Source organism: Lamprocystis purpurea DSM 4197 (assembly GCF_000379525.1).
Taxonomy (GTDB): Bacteria; Pseudomonadota; Gammaproteobacteria; order Chromatiales; family Chromatiaceae; genus Thiodictyon; species Thiodictyon purpureum.
Map to the genome: position 1 here is coordinate 1 of NZ_KB902518.1, position 18,870 is coordinate 18,870.

An 18,870-nucleotide genomic window follows, 5' to 3' on the forward strand; every position below is an offset into this window, starting at 1 on the left:
TCGGCGCGCAATCGCTCCTGCTCGGCTTCCCGTGCCAGCTCGACCGGACTGCGGAAGGGACGGCCCGCCGGGTCGAAGATCTCCAGGGTTTCCGGAAGCACGGCAAAGCGAATCCCGAGCCGCGGGCTCGTCCAGCCGTTCAGGTGGGACATCTGCCGCAGGCTGCCCCCTTGGCGCAGCCAGATCTCCAGCCGATTGTGCTCGGGGTCGTAGACATAGTATTCCTCGACCCCATAGGTGTCGTAGAACTCCAGCTTGTCGCGCATCTCCTTCACACTGTTGGACGGCGACATGATCTCGAAGACCACCGCAGGCGCGACGCCGCCTTCCTCCCATTGCCGGTACGAGCCGCGCGGGCCCTTGGGCCGGCCGAAGGCGATCATGGCGTCCGGTGTCAGGGGGCCGATGAGCCGCCGGTCCGGCACCGGGTACCAGAAGAGATCCCCGGCGACGAAGACATCGGCGCGATCCGCGAACAGGATCTCCAGGTTCTCCTTGATCTTGACGATCCAATCGAACTGCAGCGTATTCTCCGCCATCGGTGCTCCGTCGCTCTCCGGGTAGGGATCATCCGGGTCGATACGTAACAAGGGGTTCATGGCACTGGCTCCGGGCCGGTGTGGCGGCCCCAGGGGTGGTCCGGTCTGCCGGCTGCGCCGACACGGTCAATCATTCCAAGAAGCATCGCTATGCGCAAGCCGCGCTGCGCAAAGAACCCCCCAGCGGAGCCGACCCGCTCGCCGACGACCTCGGCGTGCCGAAGACGTCGACCGGACGCTTGGTCGAGCGGGTCCGGGCCGGGTTTNCCTTTCCCGAGTTGGAGTGGATTAGGTGGTCGGGATTCCCGGGACAAAGAAATCGCGCGAAAGCCCATGGTTTTTGTATTGCCGCAAGAAAGGCAGGGAATCGTGGTCTGTCCCCGGTATTCCGCTGCCGAGCGTCCCGCCCCCCGGGCGCGCCGCCCTGATCGACCTCTTCGAGCGGGTCGCCTTCCACCCGCTCTCCATCCGGGTGCTGGCGCAGCAGCTCAAGGACCGCGGCCCGGAAGCCCTGGGCGAGCGCCTGGAGGCCTTGCTCAAAGGAGCCGGGGCGTCCCGCCCCGACGCCGCAGGCGAGACGCCCGCGTCCCTCCACGCCTCCATCCAACTCTCGCTCGACCGCCTGGACCCAACCGCCCGCGCCCTGATCCCGCGCCTGGGCGTCTTCCAGGGCGGCGCCTGCGAGGACGACCTGCTCGCCGTCACCGGGCTGGGCGTGCCGGACGAGGCGCCGCCGGACGCGCAGGGACGCGCCCAGTTGCAGATGCTCCTGGAGGCGCTGGAGTCCGGGGACCTGGGGCCGGTCCTGCGGGCGAGCGGGATGCCGGAGGGCACCGTCCTGCCGCCGGAGGTCCTGGCGCAGATTCGCGACCAGATCGCGGGGCAGGTCGATGAACTCCGCGCCCGGCTCGCCGCCCCAACCCCGGCCCCGGCCCCGGCCGCAGCAGGGGGCAGGGGAGAGGCCGTCGCCTGGACCCAGGTCCGCGACCAACTCGTGGCCGCGGCCCTGATCGAGCCCGAGCCGCTTCCCGGCGTCCGCTGGCCCTATCTGCGCTTCCACCCCAGCCTGGCCCCGCTCCTGTGGTCCGAATTGGACGCGCCCGAGCGGGAGCGGCTGACCAAGGCACACCGGGCGCGCTATGCGCAGACGGCCCGCTACCTGTATGTCGAGGACCCCAAGCATCCGCACCAGGCCCGGGCCATCGCCCGGCTGGAACTGCCCAACCTGATCCACGCCTGCCATGGCGCACTGGCCGCGGGGGAGCCGGGGGCGGTCGACTTCGCCGACAGCCTCAACCGGTTCCTGGGCGTCTTCGGGCTCGGCCGGGAGTCCGACGACCTGCTCGCCCGCGCCGGTGCCGCCGCTCGGGTGGACGACCAGGCAGACTGGTACCTGGCCGAGTTCAACCGGGGCGAGCGGCTGCGTACCTCCGGCCGGATCGGCGAGGCCATGGGGTGCTTCGAGTCGATCCTGGCCCGGCTCGGTGAGGCACCGGGCTATCAGCGCGCCGTCATCCTGGGTCTGCTCGGCAGCTGTCTGACGGCCGACGGCCGGCCGGACCTGGCCGCCGCGTGCCAACGCGCGGAAATCGCGGTACTGGACCGGCTGGAACAGACGGATCAGGTCAGGCGCGAGCGGGGGTTCGCACTGACCGAACTGGCCGATGCACTCACCAATAGCGGGGACTATGCCGGGGCGCGGCGGGCCTATGAGGACGGGTTGGAGGTCGCAAAGGGCCTGAGCGACGAGCGCGCTCAGGGCGTCAGCCTCGGCCAGCTCGGCACCCTGGCCATGCGGGAGGGCCGGCTGGACGAGGCGGAGCGCCGCTACCGCGAAGCCCTGGACCTCTTCCAGCGGCTGGGCGAGCCCGCCAGCGAGGCGGTCTTATGGCACCAACTCGGCGTGGTCTATCAGGATGCGCGCCGCTGGGACGACGCGGAGCGTCACTACCGCGAATCGGCGCGGATCAAGGAGCAGCGTGGCGACCTGGCCGCCGCCGCCCGGACCTGGAACAACCTCGCCATCGTCACCATGAACGCCGGCAGGCCGGAGGCGGCCGAGCACTGGTACCGCAAGGCCATTGAGGGCTCCCGCGCCGTCGGCGACCGGGTCAACCAGTCCAATGGTCTTGGGAACCTCGCCAACCTGCTCCAGTCCCAACCCACCCGACTCGCCGAGGCCAGGCGCCTGGCGGAGGAGTCGCTGGCAATCAAGGAGACCCTGGACCCGGGCGCCGCCGAGATCTGGAACACCCACGACATACTCGCCCAGATCACCGACTGCGAGCGCGCCGCCGCCCCGGACCCCGCGACTGCCGCCGCGCTGGCCGCCCAGTCCAGCGCCCACCGCCGCCGCGCCCGCGCGGCCCTGCGCGCCTTCCCCGGCACCCGCCACCGGCTCCAGCCCCACCTGCCGCTGATCCGCCTGGTCGTGCAGGCCCTCGCCGCCCCGGCCCCCGGGCGGGCCGGCCGACTCGCCCGCCTGCCGCTGATCGGCCGGCTGCTCCGGCGCGCACCCGCCCCCGGCCCCGCCGCCGCGCACCTCCAGGCCGAGTTGGAGCAGGCCCTGCCGCAACTGGAGGCCAAGGGCCGGACCAACCTGGCCGCCGCCATCCGCCTGCTGCGCACCGGCGAGCGCGACCCCGACACCCTCTGCGCCGCCCTGGACCCGGAGGACGCCGTCATCATCGACACCATCCTCCAGGCCATCGCCGACCCCGCGACCCTCGCCGCCCTGACCGACCCCCCGTAGGGTCCGCTGTGCGGACCAACGCCCTCGCGTTGACCATGACCGTGCGGCACCGCCCCGGTGGGAGCGGCTTCAGCCGCGACGCGACCTGGGGAAATAGGGGACGTACCACGAAATGCATTTCTGATCGCCCCGCAAGCGCGGGCAAGGGGGCACCGGCGGGCCGCTTGCGCGCGAGCGGTGAGCGGCTGGAGGTGCGGATGGACTGAGGCCGCCGGGGTGATCCGCCGGATCGAGGCGGCTGCGCCGCCCTGCAGGTGCCCGCACAGGCGCCCATTGCGCTACAATGTATCTCATCCCGCTGAGCAGAGGACCCTATGACGACCACATCCATGATCCATGTGCGGATCGACGAGCAGGTCAAGGCACAGGCGAACGCGACGCTGGCAGCGATGGGCCTGACCATGTCCGATGCCGTTCGCGTATTCCTGACGCGCGTCGCCGCCGAACAGCGGCTTCCCTTCGCCCTGGAGGCGCCGAACGCCGAAACCCGCGCGGCGATGTCCGAGGCCGATACGATCGCCCGTCAGCACCACGCCCGTTTCACCACCGCGGCCGTTCTGTTCGATGACCTCGACAGGGCCAGCCGCGAGTAAGCGTGCAATCCCGCCGCGTGCGGCGGACTACACGAAGTCGTTCCTCAAGGACTGGCAGCGACTGACGCGATCCGGGCGGTTCGACATGCGGAGGCTGAAGGAAGCGATGTTGCTCCTGATCGCCAACGACGGCCCCTTGGGGCCGGAGTGGCTGGATCACCCCTTGGTCGGCGACTGGGAGGGGCATCGGGAATGCCACAGTCGAGGCGATCATCGATTTCCAGATGGATGCGCGAGCCGCCGGAACGCGACGGCGCCTGATCGCCGTCTCCTAGCTCCTGATGCGCCCCACTTCACATAGAACGATCAATCGGTGGCAAAAGGGCACCAGGTTGTAGCCGCAACTCCAGTCAGGCCAGGGGCTCCCGGACGTAATCGGGCTCGCACGATACGGGCACCGTGGGCGGCGGCACATGCCCGAACCCCGCAAGCGTTACCAGCAAGGGGGCGAGATCGGCGTCCAGGGCAGTGATGCGCGCCTCCAGGTCGGCCCGTGGCGCCTGCACATGCAGGGCCGTTTCAAGTTCCTGCGCCCGCAGGCACACGGCCGCGGCCCCGAGGGTAGCGGCGGAGCCTTTTAGGGCGTGAGCCAACCGCAGCACCTCGTCTAGCGCACCGGTCGCCAGGTGCCGACGCAGTGCGGCAATGTCGTCGGCGTGGCACTGCGTGAACAGGGCCAAGAATCGCATGTAACTCGACAGATTGCCGCGCACGCAGCGCAACCCGGCCTCCAGGTCGATTCCGGCGATGCCGTCTAAAGTCTGTCGTAAGGTCACGTCCTCGGACTGCGCAGCCGGTGCGGTCACGTCGGCCAGTCCCGGCGCGGCGGGTCGCGGCAGCCAGCGCAACAGGACCGCATAGAGCTGTTCGGGTTCCACCGGTTTGCCGATGTGATCGTCCATGCCGGCGTCCAGACAGCGTTGCCGATCCTCCGCAAAGGCATTGGCGGTCATGGCCAAGATGGGCAAGCGGGCATGTCTCGGCTGCGCGCGGATCCGGCGGGTCGCCTCCAACCCGTCCATCTCCGGCATTTGCACGTCCATCAGCACCAGCGCGTACTCCCTCGCCATGGCGCGCTCGACCGCCTCGTGACCCGTTGCGACCACGTCCACGACCAGACCCAGGCCGCTCAAGATCTCGCACGCCACCTCCTGATTGACCGGGTCGTCCTCCGCCAGTAGCAGGTGCACACCCCGGTAATCGCGCGCCAGGACCACCTCCGGGGGCTCCGCCCCTGGCCCCATCCCGGCGCACGCCGGCGCGGCCTCCGGCACCGCGACCCGGGTCAGCCGGGCCGTCGCCCAGAAGGTGCTGCCCTGGCCCGGGGTACTCGTCACGCCTACGCCACCGCCCATCAGGTTCGCCAGGCGGCGGCAGATGATCAGCCCCAAACCCGTACCACCGAAGCGACGGGTGGTCGAGTCGTCGGCCTGGGCGAACGCCTCGAACAATCGCGCCTGTTGGTCCGCCGTCAGTCCGATCCCCTGATCCTCCACCTCCAGACGCAGCAGCAGGGTCTCCCCCTGATCCTCCGCCACCCGGACACGCACCTGGACCCGGCCCTGCTCGGTGAACTTGATGGCATTGCCGATATAGTTGAGCAAGATCTGTCCCAGGCGCAGGGGGTCACCGCGCACCGCCGCCGGGACCGCGGAGTCGATGTCCCGCTCGATCGTCAGGCCCTTGGCGAGCGCCCGTTCACCCAGGATGCCGAGTGTATGATCGACCACCTCGGCCAGGACGAACGGGACCTCTTCCAAGCTCAGTTGATCGGCCTCGATTTTGGACAGGTCCAGGATGTCGTTGATGACGCACAAGAGGTGCTGGCTTGCCTCACCGACCTTGGCCAGTTGTGCGCTGGACTGCGGGTCGGTGAGCCGCTTGCGCAACAGATAGGTCAGGCCGACGATGGCGTTGATGGGGGTGCGGATCTCGTGGCTCATTCGGGCCAGGAAGGCACTCTTGGCGCGGGTGGCGGACTCGGCCTGGTCGCGGGCCTCCACCAATTCTGCGGTGCGCTGCGCGACCAATTGTTCGAGGTGCTGCCGATAGCCTTCGAGATCCGCCTCCAGCCGCTTGCGGTTGACCCTCTGTTCGGCCTGCGCCAGGGCCCGCGTGACCGCCTCCGGCAAGCGGGAGAGCCGATCCTTCAGCAGATAGTCGCTGGCGCCCTGGTGCAGGGCCGCCACCGCCAGGTCCTCACCCATGGCGCCGCTGACGAAGATGAACGGCAGATCGGGGTCCCGCGCCCGGACCAGGGCCAGTGCACGGCCGCCGTCGAAGTCCGGCAGGTGATAGTCCGCCAGGACCAGATCCGGGCGGAAGGTGTCCAGCGCCGCGACGAAGTCCGCCTCGTGTTCGACCCGTCGCGACGCGAAGTCGATCCCGGCCTTGCGCAGATTGCGCTCGTTGAGCTCAGCATCGGCCGGATTGTCTTCCAGCAGCAGGATGCGCAATGGGCAGTTCACGACGGCGAACGGATATCGGGCGGCACGCGATTGATCAGCACCCAGTACATACCGAGATCGGCCACCACCCGGGCGAACTCGTCGAACGCGACCGGCTTCGCGACGAAGCTGTTCACCCCGAGCTTGTAGGTGGAGACCAGGTCGCGCTCCTCCTTCGACGAGGTGAGCACGACCACCGGCAGATCGTGGGTCTGCGGATTGGCGCGGATCTGCGTCAGCACCTCGATGCCGTCGACCTTGGGCAGTCGCAGATCGAGCAGCACCACGCGTGGCAGGCCATTAGGCCCCGCGTACTGGCCGCGATGGAACAGATAATCCAGCGCGGCCTCGCCGTCCTTGACCCAGATGACCCGGTTGGCCAGGTTGTGTTTCTTCAGTGCGCGCAGCGCCAGCTCAGCATCGTTGGGGTTATCCTCCACCAGCAGGATATCGACCACCGAATCGGTCATGCTCATGATTCACTCCTTCCCGGACAGGGCCTGATCCGGTCTGACCGGAAGCCCGAAGCGGAACTTGGCCCCGACATTGACGGCACCCTCGGCCGCCACCTGTCCGCCGTGTTTTTGGACGAAGCGCTTGACGATGGCCAGGCCGACGCCGGTGCCGGCGAATTCGTCCATGCCGTGGAGCCGCTGGAACAGGCCGAACAGCTTGTCCCGATAGTCCGCATTGAAGCCGGCCCCGTTGTCCTTGACCTCAAACCAGATCAGGTCATGCCGGCGTTCCGCGCCGACCTCGATGCGCGCCGGGTCGCGGTGGCGGCTGAACTTCAGGGCGTTGTCGAGCAGATTCTGCCAGACTTGCTGTAAGGCGCGCCGATCGGCACAGACCGACGGCAAGTCGGCCCGATGGAATTCGACCAGCCGCCCGGTACGTTGTTCCGCGAGCCCCGCCCAGACCGCGTCGACCAGGCCATTCATATCCAGCTGCGCCAGTTCCAGGTCCATCCGCCCGGCACGGGACAGGGCCAGGATGTCGTCGATCAATTGGGCCATCTTGCGGGCGTTGTCGCTGACCACGCCGAACAGCCGCAGCCCTTCTGCATCCAGTTGGGGCGCATAGTCTTCGCGCAGGATGGCGCTGAAACCGTCGATGGCGCGCAGCGGCGCGCGCAGGTCGTGAGAGACCGAGTAGCTGAAACTCTCCAGGTCCGCGTTGGCGGTTTCCAGCTCCTGGGTCCGGCATGCCACGTCGGCTTCAAGGCGAATCCGATAGGCACTGCGTTCCGCCTCCAACTGCTTGCGCACCGCGATGTCCTCGACCAGAAAGATGAAATGCAGCGCCTCGCCGTCGGTGCCCCGCACCAGCGAGATGGTCCGGTTGATCCAGACCAGGGAGCGATCCTTGCGGACATAACGCCGCTCCACCGAATCGACCGGCCGCTCCCCCGTCAGGAGCTTGTGCATCGCCGCGGTATCGGACTCAAGGTCGTCCGGATGCTCGATGTCCTGGAGGGCGATGCGCGGCAATTCCTCAATGGGGTAGCCGAGGATCTCGCACAGCTTGTGGTTGACACGCAGCCAGCGCCCATCGACGCCGACATGGGCGATCCCAATGGCGGCCTGCTCGAAGGTGACACGGTTGACCTCCTCGCTGGCAAACAGGGCCGCGGTGGCCTGCTGAGTCGCCAAGGCCTGATCCAACCCCTGTTGGAGGATGCGCGCGCGCCAGTGGCTGGTCTGGGCGCGCCACCAGGACCAGTTCACCCCACCCGCTGCGCCCAACAGCAACAGGGTGACCAGCATGACCCACAGCGCCCATTGCCGCAGCGGGGCATCGACCTCGCGTGTGTCCTGCTTGGCGACCAGGACCCAGGGTGTCCCCGTGACCCGGGCGGCGTAGCCGAGCACCGGGTCGCCGGCATAGTCGCGGGAGCCGCGCTGGATGCCGGACTCGCCACCCACAGCGCGGGCCGAGAGCAGTCCCGGCTGGTCGATCGGGACCCGGATGGTCATCGGCGGCGCCTTGCGCGTGACAATGTTCAGGATGCTCTCGCCCTCGGGTCTGGCCAACACGGTCTCGCCGGTCTGGGAGGGCAGCGGCCAGTGCAACAGCAGCGGGAAGACTTGCCGCTGCGCGGGCGCGCCCAGATAGATGGCGCCGACGATTTGAGTGCCCTGTACCGCGATGCGTTTGATGGGTCCGACCATGCCGATGCGGATCGGTTGGCCCGGCTGCCGGTGAAAGTCGACCAGTTGGGGTTGGTCCTGCCGCATTGCCGCGCTGGCCTGCGGCCCGAATTCCGCCTGGGAGGCAATCCCTTCGCTGCGAATGCGTTCATTGCCCGCGGCATCGAAGAGCGCAATCGTGTCATAGCCCACATTGCGTTTCATCGCGGCGAGACGCGCCTTAATCTCCGCCAGTGCCGCCTCATCCTGTCCGTCCTGGCTCAACCAGCGATTGAAATCGCTCGCCAATTGCGAGTCCGACCCGAACAAGGCGACGTCCGCGGTGCGCTCATTCAACCAGGTATCGAGCTGGTCGATCTTCAGCTCGGCCACCGCCTGCAAGGCGGCCTCGACGCTGGCCTGGCGCTCGGCGCGCAGGCCATGGAAGACGGCCAGTGCGACCAGCAGCAACAAAGCCGCGCTGACCAGAAAAACGGTCAGCGGCAGGGTCGGTCGGCTCTCGGGTTCGGAGGCGGTCATGGGGGTCCAGTCGGCGGTGCCGTTCAGCTGAGTTTAACCGTTCGCGCTCCCAATGGGCTCGGGGTCTCGACATCCTCTCAACGGTTGCGGCAACCCTTGCATAATCTTTCCGAAGATTGTCAGACCCCGCCTTCGACCGCAAGGGCCGCACGGCGTTTCCGTCGGCCTTGCATTCCCATCCGCATCGGGACTACCCTCGACCCTAGTCTCGCACTTAGACGGTTGGGTTTCCTCCCCGCATGTTGGTCATTCTCGGAAGGTACCGCAGTATCATCCCGGCAATCGCGGCCTGGGGTCTTGCAGTACTTTGCCTGCTGGTTGCCCCTGGCGCCAGAAGCGCGTCGCCTCGCCCGATCCTGGTCGGTTCCGAGAGCGGCTTCCCGCCGTATGCCGACACAGACGCGAGCGGCCGGGCGGTCGGCTTCTCCGTGGACCTCTTTTCCGCCGTCGCCCGCGTCATGGATATCCCGATCCAGTACCGGGTCAGCGACTGGGACCAGACCTGGAACGGGCTGCTGAACGGTAACGTCGATGCACTGCCGCTGGTGGCCCAGATCAAGGAGCGTGAAGGACTGGTTGAATTCGCCAAGACCCATACCAGCGGCTTCGATGCCTTCTTCGTACGCAAAGGCAGTCAGACGCTGGCCTCGATCGACGCCGCGCGCGGTCGGCAGATCATCGTTATGCGCTCTGATGCCGGCCACCAGGCCCTCGCCGGCCGGGGTTTCGCCAGTGACCTGGTGCTTGCCGACAGCTTGCCCGACGCCTTGGGTATGCTCGCCGCCGGCCGGCACGATGCCGTGCTCGCACCGCTGGTACAGGGGAGCCTGATACTTCGTAAGTACGGGCTCGATGGGATCGAGGCCGGTCCGCCGCTGAAGGAATACCGCCGCGATTACGCCTTCGCGGTGAAGAAAGGCGATACGATGCTGCGCGACCAGTTAGACCAGGGGCTGCTGATCGTCAAGACCAGCGGCGAATACCAGCAGATTTACGATCGCTGGCTGGGCATTTACGAGCCGTCACCGTTTCCGCTGAAACTGCTTGCCTGGGCGGGCGGCGGACTGGGACTGGCGTTGCTGTTGTTTGGGAGTTGGGCGTGGACGTTGCGCCAAAGCCGTGAACGTCTGAGAGTGAGCGAGACACGCTTCCGCCATTTCTTTGAGAAGAATACCTCGGTGATGTTGCTCATCGATCCGGCAAGCGGTGAAATCATGGCCGCCAATCAGGCCGCGGTCACCTATTACGACTACCCGCGGCCCGGCCCGGTCGGCATGCTCATCAGCGCGATCAACACCCTGCCCCCCGACGAGGTCGCGCTGGAGCGGCAACGGGCGCTGCACGAGGAGCGCAACTATTTTAATTTTCGGCACCGCATCGCGAACGGCGAAGTGCGCGATGTCGAGGTCTTTTCGACGCCGGTCGACGTCGGTGGCAGGCCGCTGCTGTTTTCCATCATCCATGACATCACTCAGCGCAAGCAGCAGGAGATTTCCCTGCTGGCGTCCAACGCGCGTCTGGCCTTGGCGCAAAGCACGGCCCATGCGGGCGTTTGGGATTGGGACATCGCCAGCGGCAAGCTGTCATGGTCGGATGAATTTTTTCATCTCTTCGACCTCGATCCGGCCAAGACGGAAGCGAGCTTCAGCACCTGGCGGTCCGCGCTGCACCTGGAAGACCTGTTGACGGCTGAAGCACGTATCGGCGATGCCATGCGTGCCCATGTCCCACTGATCAACGAATATCGCATCATTCTGGGATCGGGACAGGTCCGCTGGATCTACGCAACCGGCGACACGACTTACGATGCGCAGGGTCAGCCCCTGCGCATGACCGGCATTTGCATCGACATCAGCGCGCGCAAGCAGGCGGAGGCGGCATTACGCGATAGCGAGGAAACGTTCCGGACCTTGGCGGAATTGGCGCCGGTCGGCATTTATCTGACCTCGCCCGATGGCGGCTGCCTGTATGCCAACAAACGCTGGTGTGGCATGGCGGGGATGGCCCCGACGGCGGCGCTCGGGAACGGTTGGTTAGCGGCACTGCATCCTGAGGATCGCGCATCCGTTGCCTCGGACTGGCAACGGACGGTTGAGTCCGGTGGAAGTTGGGACCAGGACTACCGCTTCCGAACGCCGGGTGGGGTCATGACCTGGGTGCACGGGCTGGCTACGCCACAACGCGACCGCACCGGTACGATTGTCAGGTATATCGGCGTCAACCTGGACATTACCGAGCACAAACAGGCCGCCGACGTTCAAGCCTTTCTGGCGCGAACCAGCGGTCGATCTCCGGACGAGACATTCTTCCATGTCCTGGCACGCTACCTCGCCGAAACCCTGGATGTGTTCTATGTCTGCATCGACCGTCTGGAAGGGGATGGGCTGACGGCCCGCACCCTTGCGGTTTGGTGCGACGGACAGTTCGAGGACAACGTCAGCTATGCCCTGAGGGACACGCCGTGCGGCGATGTCGTCGGCAAACAGATCTGCTGCTTTGCCGCCGGCGTCTGCGAGTCCTTCCCGCGTGACCAGGTGCTCCAGGACTTGCGGGCGGAAAGCTACATCGGCACGACGCTGTGGAGCCATGATGGCCGGCCGATCGGCCTGATTGCGGTGATCGGACGGCAGCCGCTGCACAACCGCCAGTTCGCCGAATCCGCATTGAAGCTCGTGGCGGTGCGCTCCGCCGGGGAATTGGAACGGCTGTTGGCCGAAGAGTCACTCTACGCCAGCGAAGAGAAGTACCGCCGGTTCGTCGAGTCGGCCAACGAAGGCGTCTGGGCCACGGATGCCGCCGACCGCACGATCTTTGTCAATGCTGCGATGTGCCGGATACTGGGTTATCTGCCCGCAGAGATGATGGGGCTGACCGTCGAATCGTTCATCGTCGAGCAACACTTGGCGGACCCGGATTCGCACATTCAGCAAGGGCATGCCGGCAAGGTGGATTCCCACGACGAACGCTGTTTCCGTTGCAAAGACGGTCGCGCCTGCTGGTGCCTGGTCAGTGCGACCGTGCTAAAGAACGAACAGGGCGAATATACCGGTTCGTTCGCCATGTTGACCGACATCACCGCCGCCAAAGCAGCCGCGGCGGAACTCGCCCTATATCGCGCTCAGCTCGAACAACTCGTTGAGAAGCGTACTGAACAACTGGCCGCCGCCAAGGACGCTGCCGAAGCCGCCAACGCGGCCAAGAGCGCGTTCCTCGCCAATATGTCGCACGAAATACGCACCCCACTCAATGCGATTACCGGCATGGCCTATCTGATGAAACGCGACGGCGTGTCCCCGAAACAAACCGAACGGCTCGACAAGATCGAGGCCGCCAGCCAACACCTGCTTGAAATCGTCAATGCCATTCTCGACCTCTCGAAGATCGAGGCGGGCAAGTTGGCTCTCAAGGAGGTAGAGGTCAACCTGAGTGCCATCGCAGCCAATGTGGTGGCCATGCTCACGAGCCAGGCGCAGGCCAAGAATATCCGGCTGCTGGTCGAGGTGCCGCCCATGCCCTGCAGGCTGCTGGGTGATCCCACACGGCTCCAGCAGGCGCTGTTGAACTACGCCAACAATGCGGTCAAGTTTACGCCAAGCGGTACCGTGACGTTGCGTGCCGCCGCCGCGACGCAAGGAGCAGACAGCATCCTGGTGCGCTTTGAAGTCCAGGATACGGGCATCGGCATCGCGCCGCAAACCCTGCCCAGGCTGTTCTCGGCCTTCGAGCAGGCGGACAACTCCTTCACTCGACAATATGGCGGCACCGGTCTGGGCCTCGCTATCACCCGCCGCCTGGCCCAGTCGATGGGCGGGGATGCCGGGGCGCAAAGCATCCTCGGCAGCGGCAGCACCTTCTGGTTTACGGCACGGATCAAGATCGGCAAGTCGGCCGCGGCGACTGCAATCCCCCCGGTTGCCGATACCATCGAAGCCACTCTGTCGCGCGACTATTGTGGTTGCCGTATCCTGCTGGTTGAAGATGAACCGGTCAACATGGAGGTTTCACGAGAGCTGCTGGAGGCCGCCGGCTTGGTGGTGGAGGTCGCTGCCGATGGTGCCGAAGCGGTGGAACTAGCCAGTCGACACGCCTACGACGTGATTCTGATGGACATGCAGATGCCCAACATGGACGGGCTCGAAGCCACTCGGCGGATACGGCAGCAGGCGGACGGCTCTCGGGTTCCCATTCTTGCGATGACGGCGAATGCCTTTGCGCAGGACCAGGCGCTCTGTTTCGCTGCCGGGATGAACGATTACGTTGGAAAACCGATTGACCCGGATACGCTGTTCGCAACACTATTGAAGTGGCTGGCACGCCCTCGCGACTGAGGCGTTCCTCATCGCCGATGCGCCAGGTTGGCATTCAGGGATAAGAATTTCAATTGCCCGAGACCCGATATGCTCGGCGTCGACCTGCGTCAGATTTGTTAATGATCGACAGCACGACAACCAGTCGAGCCAGAAAGACCTGTACATTCTCCAGGCCCGCCGGTCCGGAAGGCTAAACGACAATGGCGCCGAAACGCCATAGCGCTGGACGGTGCTCCAAGGCGCGGTAAGCCCCAGCGCGCCGGGGCTTGAGAATGAGTAGTCGAGATAGTCGTAGGTGAGCACGACGCCGACCGAGCCGGCGAGGCGTCGGCTTGATGACCGAGACGCGACGCGTGCGGCCCCTCAGTGATCCGTTCCGGCTGCGTCCGGCTCCGCTGCCATGGCGTCCGCCGGCTCCTCGGTAATCGCCGGCCCCATCAGGATGGCGAGCGGGCGGGTATGCGGGCTCGCATCGAGCGCGATGATCAGTGCCGTGGTCAGCGGTACGGCCAGGAACATGCCGACGGTGCCGAACAGCCAGCCCCAGACCAGCAGAGCGATGAATACCGCAAGTGTCGAGATGCCGAGCCCCTGACCCATGATCCGCGGCTCGATGACATTGCCGATCGCGGTGTTGATCACCAGGTAACCGGCCGCGACCAGCAGTGCCGTGGTCAAGTCAACCTGCACCAGTGCCAGGAGGACCGCCGGGATCATCATCAGGATGTTGCCGACCACCGGCAGGAAGTTCAGGAAGAAGGCCAACACGGCCCACAGGACGGCGAAGTCGATCCCAAAAAACCACAGCAGCAGCCAGACACAGACGGCGGTGGCGAGACTGGTCAGGGCCTTGATTTGCATGTAGCGATTGATGTTGTTCAGCATCCGCTGCAGCCGCGCCTCGCCGTCCTCCGTGATGTGAAAGGCTGCCCGCAGCTTGGGCGCCATCGTCGGCACTTCGAGCAGGATAAAGATGACGGTGAGCAGCACCAGGAGTCCGGTCGCGAAGACCCCGCCGGCGCTGGACAACAACCGCGGCACCAGGGCCATGAGCTTGCTCGGGTCCATCAGGTCCGTCGCCGCCGCGGCCGGGTTGTCGACACCGGTCCCCGCCATCAGGCCGCCGAAGTGCTGGGCCAGCAGCGCAAAGCGTTCCTGATAACTCGGGAGGCTGTCCTTGAAGCCCTCGAGCGCCCCGGTCGTCACCAACGCCAGCAGGCTGCCGACATCGAGCAGCACAAACGCGATCAGGAACAGGGCGCCCCATTTCGGCACGCCTTTGCGGCGCATCCAGGCCAGCGCCGGGGTGGCGACGATCGCGATGAAGATCGCGAGCAGGATCGGCGTCAGCAGCGGCGCCGCGGTCTTCAACAAGGTGATGACCAGCGCGACGGCCCCGGCGATGATCAGACCGCGGGCGGGCGCAGAGAAGGTGGATAGGACATTCATGGCCGCAATGGCTCCTGCACTGGGGTTGAGTGAACTGGGTTGAGGTCAGGTCTAAGGGCCTCGATCAAGATTCCGGCCACTTGGCTTCGCCGGGTGCGTAGTCAGGCCATCCTGGCCTGATAGCGTCAGGGCTGGAAGCCCTGACTACGCACGCCACTGGTCGGGATTACGATCAAGGCCGGTCTAAGCAGCTTCGGGGAACTCACCGGCGGCCTGGGTGGTACGGAACATCAGCCAGAGACCCAACACCAGCGTAATCACCTCGGCAGCCAGCATCTGCAGCAGGGCCAACAAGCTCAACAGATCGACCGCGGAGACCCAACTGGCAGCCCCGCCGGCCGTCTGGATGGTGGCGACTCCCGCCTGGGGGGCGGCGAGGAAATAGAAGAGGAGTTGCCCCACTTCCAGCAGCATCACCACCATGGAGAACAAAACGCCCAGACTGCTCGCGAGCAAGCCTGTCCACACGGTCGCGAGCACCGCCGACTCGGTCGGACGCGACTGGGGATCGGCAATCCGCCTGCCGAGACCGGTATAGCGATAGAACCAGACGATCGTAAACAGGAGCACCAGCATATTCGCCAAGCTCAGCAGCCCGACAATCGGCAGGCCGCTGCGCGGGCCGGAGATGCTGCCTGAAAACACAAAGATATAGAAGGTAACCACCAGGGGGATCGAGCCGAGCACCACCTGGAGCCAAAAACCGATCTTCCCCAAACGGGAAAAGGTCTTGGCCAGACCCTCGATCTTCGCGCCATGCAGACCCTCAACGATTCGCGTGAACATACTCATGACTGACACCTTGGCCGCGTTGCGGTCCGGCTGGGGGAGTGATCGAAGCAGAGCCGGGCGGCCCTGGTCGGGATTCTAGCGCGGTCTAGGCTGAAATTGGGCTAAGAAAGAAGAAAGGGAACTAAACCTCGCCCAGCGCGGTTCGCGATGTTTTTGGATGGGATCGGCCCAGGCTGCGGAGTCGACGATTGCCGCAGTTGGCGGGGTCTATAGCCTTCTCACCTGATATCCAGACAGACCCTTGGTGTAGGGCGGGTTTGAAACCCGACCCGATCGTGCGGTTATCGCGTTGGGGTGGGCTGCTCAAGGCGGCTCGCATCACAATGCGAGAGCGCGTTGGACTGGGTCATCCCAGGGTGGCGGCTATCGCGACGGCAGCGGCAGCGACCACCATCAAGCCCGCCAGCAGCGGCCACACGAAGCGCAGGTACTGGTCGTAGCCGACCTTCGCGATCGCCAGGCCCCCCACCACCACCACGTTGGTTGGGGAGGCCAGCAGGGCCAGGCCGTGGCCCAGGCTCCATGCAGTGATTGCCGTAGGACGGCTGACGCCCGCAAAGTCCGCGAGCGGCGAAAGCATCGGCATCGCCAGCGCCGCGTGGCCGGAACTTGACGGGATCAGGAACGCGAGCGGGATATTCGCAAGCAGCGTCACGACCGCGAAAGCTCCCGCCGAGGCGCCGGTAATGAGTTGTTCCATCGCATGGAGGATGGTGTCGAGGGTCTGGGTGTTGGTCATGATTACCGAAACACCTCCCGCGAGCAGCATGACCATAGCGGGTCCCATCATGTCCGCGGCACCCGCGGCGATGAGCCGCACGATCTCCTTTTCCTTCATCTTCGCCACCCGAACAGGCGCCCAACCGTCCCGGTGTCCACAAATCCGCGCACGGGGCTCAGCAGGCCGTAGATGCCGTTGACCGGGGCCAGGATCAGTTGCTCCACCCGTTGGCCGGAGGTGAGCGGCGATTCGATCCGCTGGTAAGTGCCGGGGATCGGCGATCCGTCGGCGTCCCTGGCATACTGACCGGCGGGGATGACCAGGGCCGCCAACCAGACCAGGATGCTGACGATGACCAAGGTGGTGACGGCGCTCGGAAACTCGAATGTCCATTTCCGGGATTCAGGTGGCGCGGCAGCGCTCGCGGTTGGTTCGGACATGATCGCTCGTGAAGTCTAGAACGTTTTGCGGATCGTCAACCACAGCTCCGTCGAGCTGTAATTGCCCCCCACCGTAGTGCTCTCGTCGCGCAGATACAGCACCTCCGGGCGCAGGGACCACCCCCGCGCGAAACCGTAGGTCAGTCCGCCGCCGAGTTCATAGATGTCGTCGCTACGGGTATAGACGGCGACGGGCTCGAAATCCGTATCGACGAGGGTGCGGTCGCCAAGATAGGCATTGTGTTCCCAGAGTCCGAACAAAAAGCCGCCGAGGCTTGGCGTAAAGTCCATACCAAAGTTGAACTCGGTCCCGAAGAAGGTGTTGTCGCCATCGGGTCTGTTGTGGGTCGCCCACTCACGACCGCCGTTGACCGCGAGGGTCAGCGACGCCCGGCCGTCCAGTAAGGCGCGCGTCCAACTGGCGGTGACCTCGGCGATGTCGCGACTGCGTTCACGCAGATCGGGCGGCAGGTTGTCGAAACGCAGTACCTGCTCGAATTCGAGGACCGCACGGGCATACTCGCCGCGCTCCAGATAGGCCCGGCCCAACGCCAGGTGAGTGGCGACCGGGTCGGCATCCGGGCTGACCGCGGCTAGTGTGACCGGCGGCGCGGCGTATCCCGCATCGGCCAATAGCAGCGAGGTCCCGAGAAGACCGGCTGCCAACCCGGCGCCGATCGGCCCGTCTTGATGTGTGCTCACGTCGCTCGGCACCTCGCTTGCAGTCCCGTAGGTCGGGTCAGGCGCGCCTGAAACGGCCCATCAGATGAAACCGCTGTTAAGCGCGCGCCGTAACCCGACATCGCGGCACCGCAAGCCGGGTTACGCTAGACCCCGCTCAAGGCTCAGAAGTCGACCGGGTCCCGAATCAGCGGGCACGTCATACAATGCCCGCCGCCCCGTCCGCGTCCCAATTCGGCACCGACAATGGTAATGACCTCGATGCCCGCCTTGCGCAACTCGGTATTGGTCCAGGTATTGCGGTCATAGGCAACGACCACGCCGGGGGAGAGAGCGACCAGGTTGTTGCCGCTGTCCCATTGGCCGCGCTCTGCGGCATAGTGGTCGCCGCCGGTCTCGATGACCCGCAATTTCTTGAAGTTGAGCGCCTGCGCGACGACATCCGTAAAGGGCGCCTTCTCCAACGTCGCCTCGATGCCGGAAGGGCCATCGCCGGGTCGGATCGAGATGGCATGCACCTGATCCATGATCGGCGGATAGAGGGTCACCAAGTCCCGGTCGGCGAAGGTGAAGACCGTATCCAGATGCATGGCCGCGCGCAGCTTGGGCATGGCCGCGACGATGACCCGCTCGGCGGCCCCCTTGGCAAAGAGTGCGGCGGCGGCCTGAGCAATGCCCTGGCGCGAGGTCCGCTCGCTCATTCCGATCAGCACGACGCCATTGCCGATGGGCATGACATCCCCGCCCTCCATGGTCGCCGACCCGAAGTTCTGGTCCGGGTCGCCCCACCAGACCTTGATACCGGCGTTGGCAAAGCTCGGATGGAACTTGTAGATCGCCGCGGCCAGCAGGGTCTCTTCCCGCCGCACCGGCCAGAACAGCGGATTCAGCGTCACGCCGCCGTAGATCCAGCAGGTCGTATCGCGGGTGTAGATCGTGTTGGGGAGCGGCGGCAGCAGGTACTCGTAGACGCCATGGGCCTCGCGGACCAGTGAGAGGTACTCCGATTGGGCATAGGCATCCGGGATATCGACGACCGAGAGCCCGCCGATCAGAAACTCGGCGAGCGCGCGCGGGTCGAGACTCTCCAGAAAGCCGCGCGTGTCTTCCAGCAACCCCAGGCCGACGTTATTGGCCGTGACCTTGCGATCCAGCAGCCAAGCGCGGGCCGCCGGGTCGGTGACGGTCTCGGCCAGCAGGTTGTGCATCTCCACGACCTCGACTCCACGGTCACGCATCTTGGTCATGAAGTCGAAATGGTCGCGCTTGGCGTTCTGCACCCACAGCACATCGTCGAACAGCAGGTCGTCGTTGTTGCTGGGCGTCAGGCGCGTATGCCCCAGCCCAGGCGCACAAACCATCACCTTGCGCAGCGTTCCGACCTCTGAGTGAACCCCGTAGACCGGCGTATTCGCGTCACGAATCGAGCGCATGGGACTGTCCTCTGGTGATGGATGTCGGTTATTGGATAGACGCT

14 protein-coding genes are annotated in these 18,870 nt (G+C 65.7%); 4 read left to right on the forward strand and 10 right to left on the reverse strand.

All coding sequences use genetic code 11. The features are described from left to right. A partial coding sequence (locus A39O_RS0121055; protein WP_026199599.1) for a Uma2 family endonuclease occupies positions 1-599 on the reverse strand: 599 nt, incomplete at its 3' end. Positions 600-831: 232 nt separating this feature from the next. Between A39O_RS0121055 and A39O_RS43230 the strand changes: the two genes are divergently transcribed. From A39O_RS43230 to A39O_RS38970, 3 genes are all read left to right on the forward strand, one after another. Beyond that, the gene (locus A39O_RS43230) at positions 832-3,291 is read left to right on the forward strand and encodes a tetratricopeptide repeat protein (protein WP_211211661.1); all 2,460 of its coding nucleotides are present in this window, start codon (positions 832-834) and stop codon (positions 3,289-3,291) included. Positions 3,292-3,605: 314 nt separating this feature from the next. Next, positions 3,606-3,884, forward strand: a complete 279-nt coding sequence (locus tag A39O_RS0121065; RefSeq protein WP_020506652.1) for a type II toxin-antitoxin system RelB/DinJ family antitoxin — start codon at positions 3,606-3,608, stop codon at positions 3,882-3,884. Beyond that, complete coding sequence (locus A39O_RS38970) at positions 3,856-4,185, forward strand: type II toxin-antitoxin system YafQ family toxin (protein WP_083924820.1); 330 nt, start codon at positions 3,856-3,858, stop codon at positions 4,183-4,185. Before A39O_RS0121065 ends, A39O_RS38970 begins: the two co-directional genes overlap by 29 nt. A 49-nt stretch (positions 4,186-4,234) precedes the next feature. On the opposite strand, the gene A39O_RS34480 is transcribed toward A39O_RS38970, so the two are convergent. Genes A39O_RS34480 through A39O_RS42810 form a run of 3 tightly spaced genes read right to left on the reverse strand, consistent with a single transcriptional unit; the run spans position 4,235 to position 9,000 of the window. Next, the gene (locus tag A39O_RS34480) at positions 4,235-6,352 is read right to left on the reverse strand and encodes a hybrid sensor histidine kinase/response regulator (protein WP_020506653.1); all 2,118 of its coding nucleotides are present in this window, start codon (positions 6,350-6,352) and stop codon (positions 4,235-4,237) included. Further along, positions 6,349-6,807, reverse strand: a complete 459-nt coding sequence (locus A39O_RS0121075) for a response regulator (protein WP_020506654.1) — start codon at positions 6,805-6,807, stop codon at positions 6,349-6,351. Before A39O_RS0121075 ends, A39O_RS34480 begins: the two co-directional genes overlap by 4 nt. Positions 6,808-6,810: 3 nt before the next feature. Beyond that, entirely contained in the window at positions 6,811-9,000 is a 2,190-nt protein-coding gene (locus A39O_RS42810) for a sensor histidine kinase (RefSeq protein ID WP_020506655.1), read from the reverse strand. Between the two features lie 239 nt (positions 9,001-9,239). On the opposite strand from A39O_RS42810, the gene A39O_RS36930 reads away from it, so the two are divergent. Further along, positions 9,240-13,328, forward strand: coding sequence for a PAS domain S-box protein (locus tag A39O_RS36930; protein WP_020506656.1), 4,089 nt, complete (start codon positions 9,240-9,242; stop codon positions 13,326-13,328). A 345-nt stretch (positions 13,329-13,673) separates the two neighbouring features. On the opposite strand, the gene A39O_RS0121090 is transcribed toward A39O_RS36930, so the two are convergent. From A39O_RS0121090 to arcA, 6 genes are all read right to left on the reverse strand, one after another. Then, complete coding sequence (locus A39O_RS0121090) at positions 13,674-14,759, reverse strand: AI-2E family transporter (RefSeq protein ID WP_020506657.1); 1,086 nt, start codon at positions 14,757-14,759, stop codon at positions 13,674-13,676. A 183-nt stretch (positions 14,760-14,942) separates the two neighbouring features. Next, a complete protein-coding gene (locus A39O_RS0121095; protein WP_245561950.1) occupies positions 14,943-15,551 on the reverse strand; it encodes a DUF3611 family protein in 609 nt (202 codons plus the stop codon). A 346-nt stretch (positions 15,552-15,897) separates the two neighbouring features. Further along, complete coding sequence (locus tag A39O_RS42815; RefSeq protein WP_051088863.1) at positions 15,898-16,389, reverse strand: Na+/H+ antiporter NhaC family protein; 492 nt, start codon at positions 16,387-16,389, stop codon at positions 15,898-15,900. Continuing rightward, positions 16,386-16,712 carry a hypothetical protein gene (locus tag A39O_RS42820; protein ID WP_026199602.1) on the reverse strand — a complete coding sequence of 109 codons (327 nt, stop codon included), beginning with the start codon at positions 16,710-16,712 and terminating at the stop codon, positions 16,386-16,388. Before A39O_RS42820 ends, A39O_RS42815 begins: the two co-directional genes overlap by 4 nt. A gap of 15 nt (positions 16,713-16,727) precedes the next feature. After that, positions 16,728-17,414, reverse strand: a complete 687-nt coding sequence (locus A39O_RS34495) for a tetratricopeptide repeat protein (protein ID WP_157640309.1) — start codon at positions 17,412-17,414, stop codon at positions 16,728-16,730. Between the two features lie 143 nt (positions 17,415-17,557). Beyond that, positions 17,558-18,826 (reverse strand): arginine deiminase, encoded by a 1,269-nt coding sequence (gene arcA / locus A39O_RS0121115; protein ID WP_020506660.1) that lies wholly within the window; start codon positions 18,824-18,826, stop codon positions 17,558-17,560. Between the last annotated feature and the right edge of the window lie 44 nt (positions 18,827-18,870).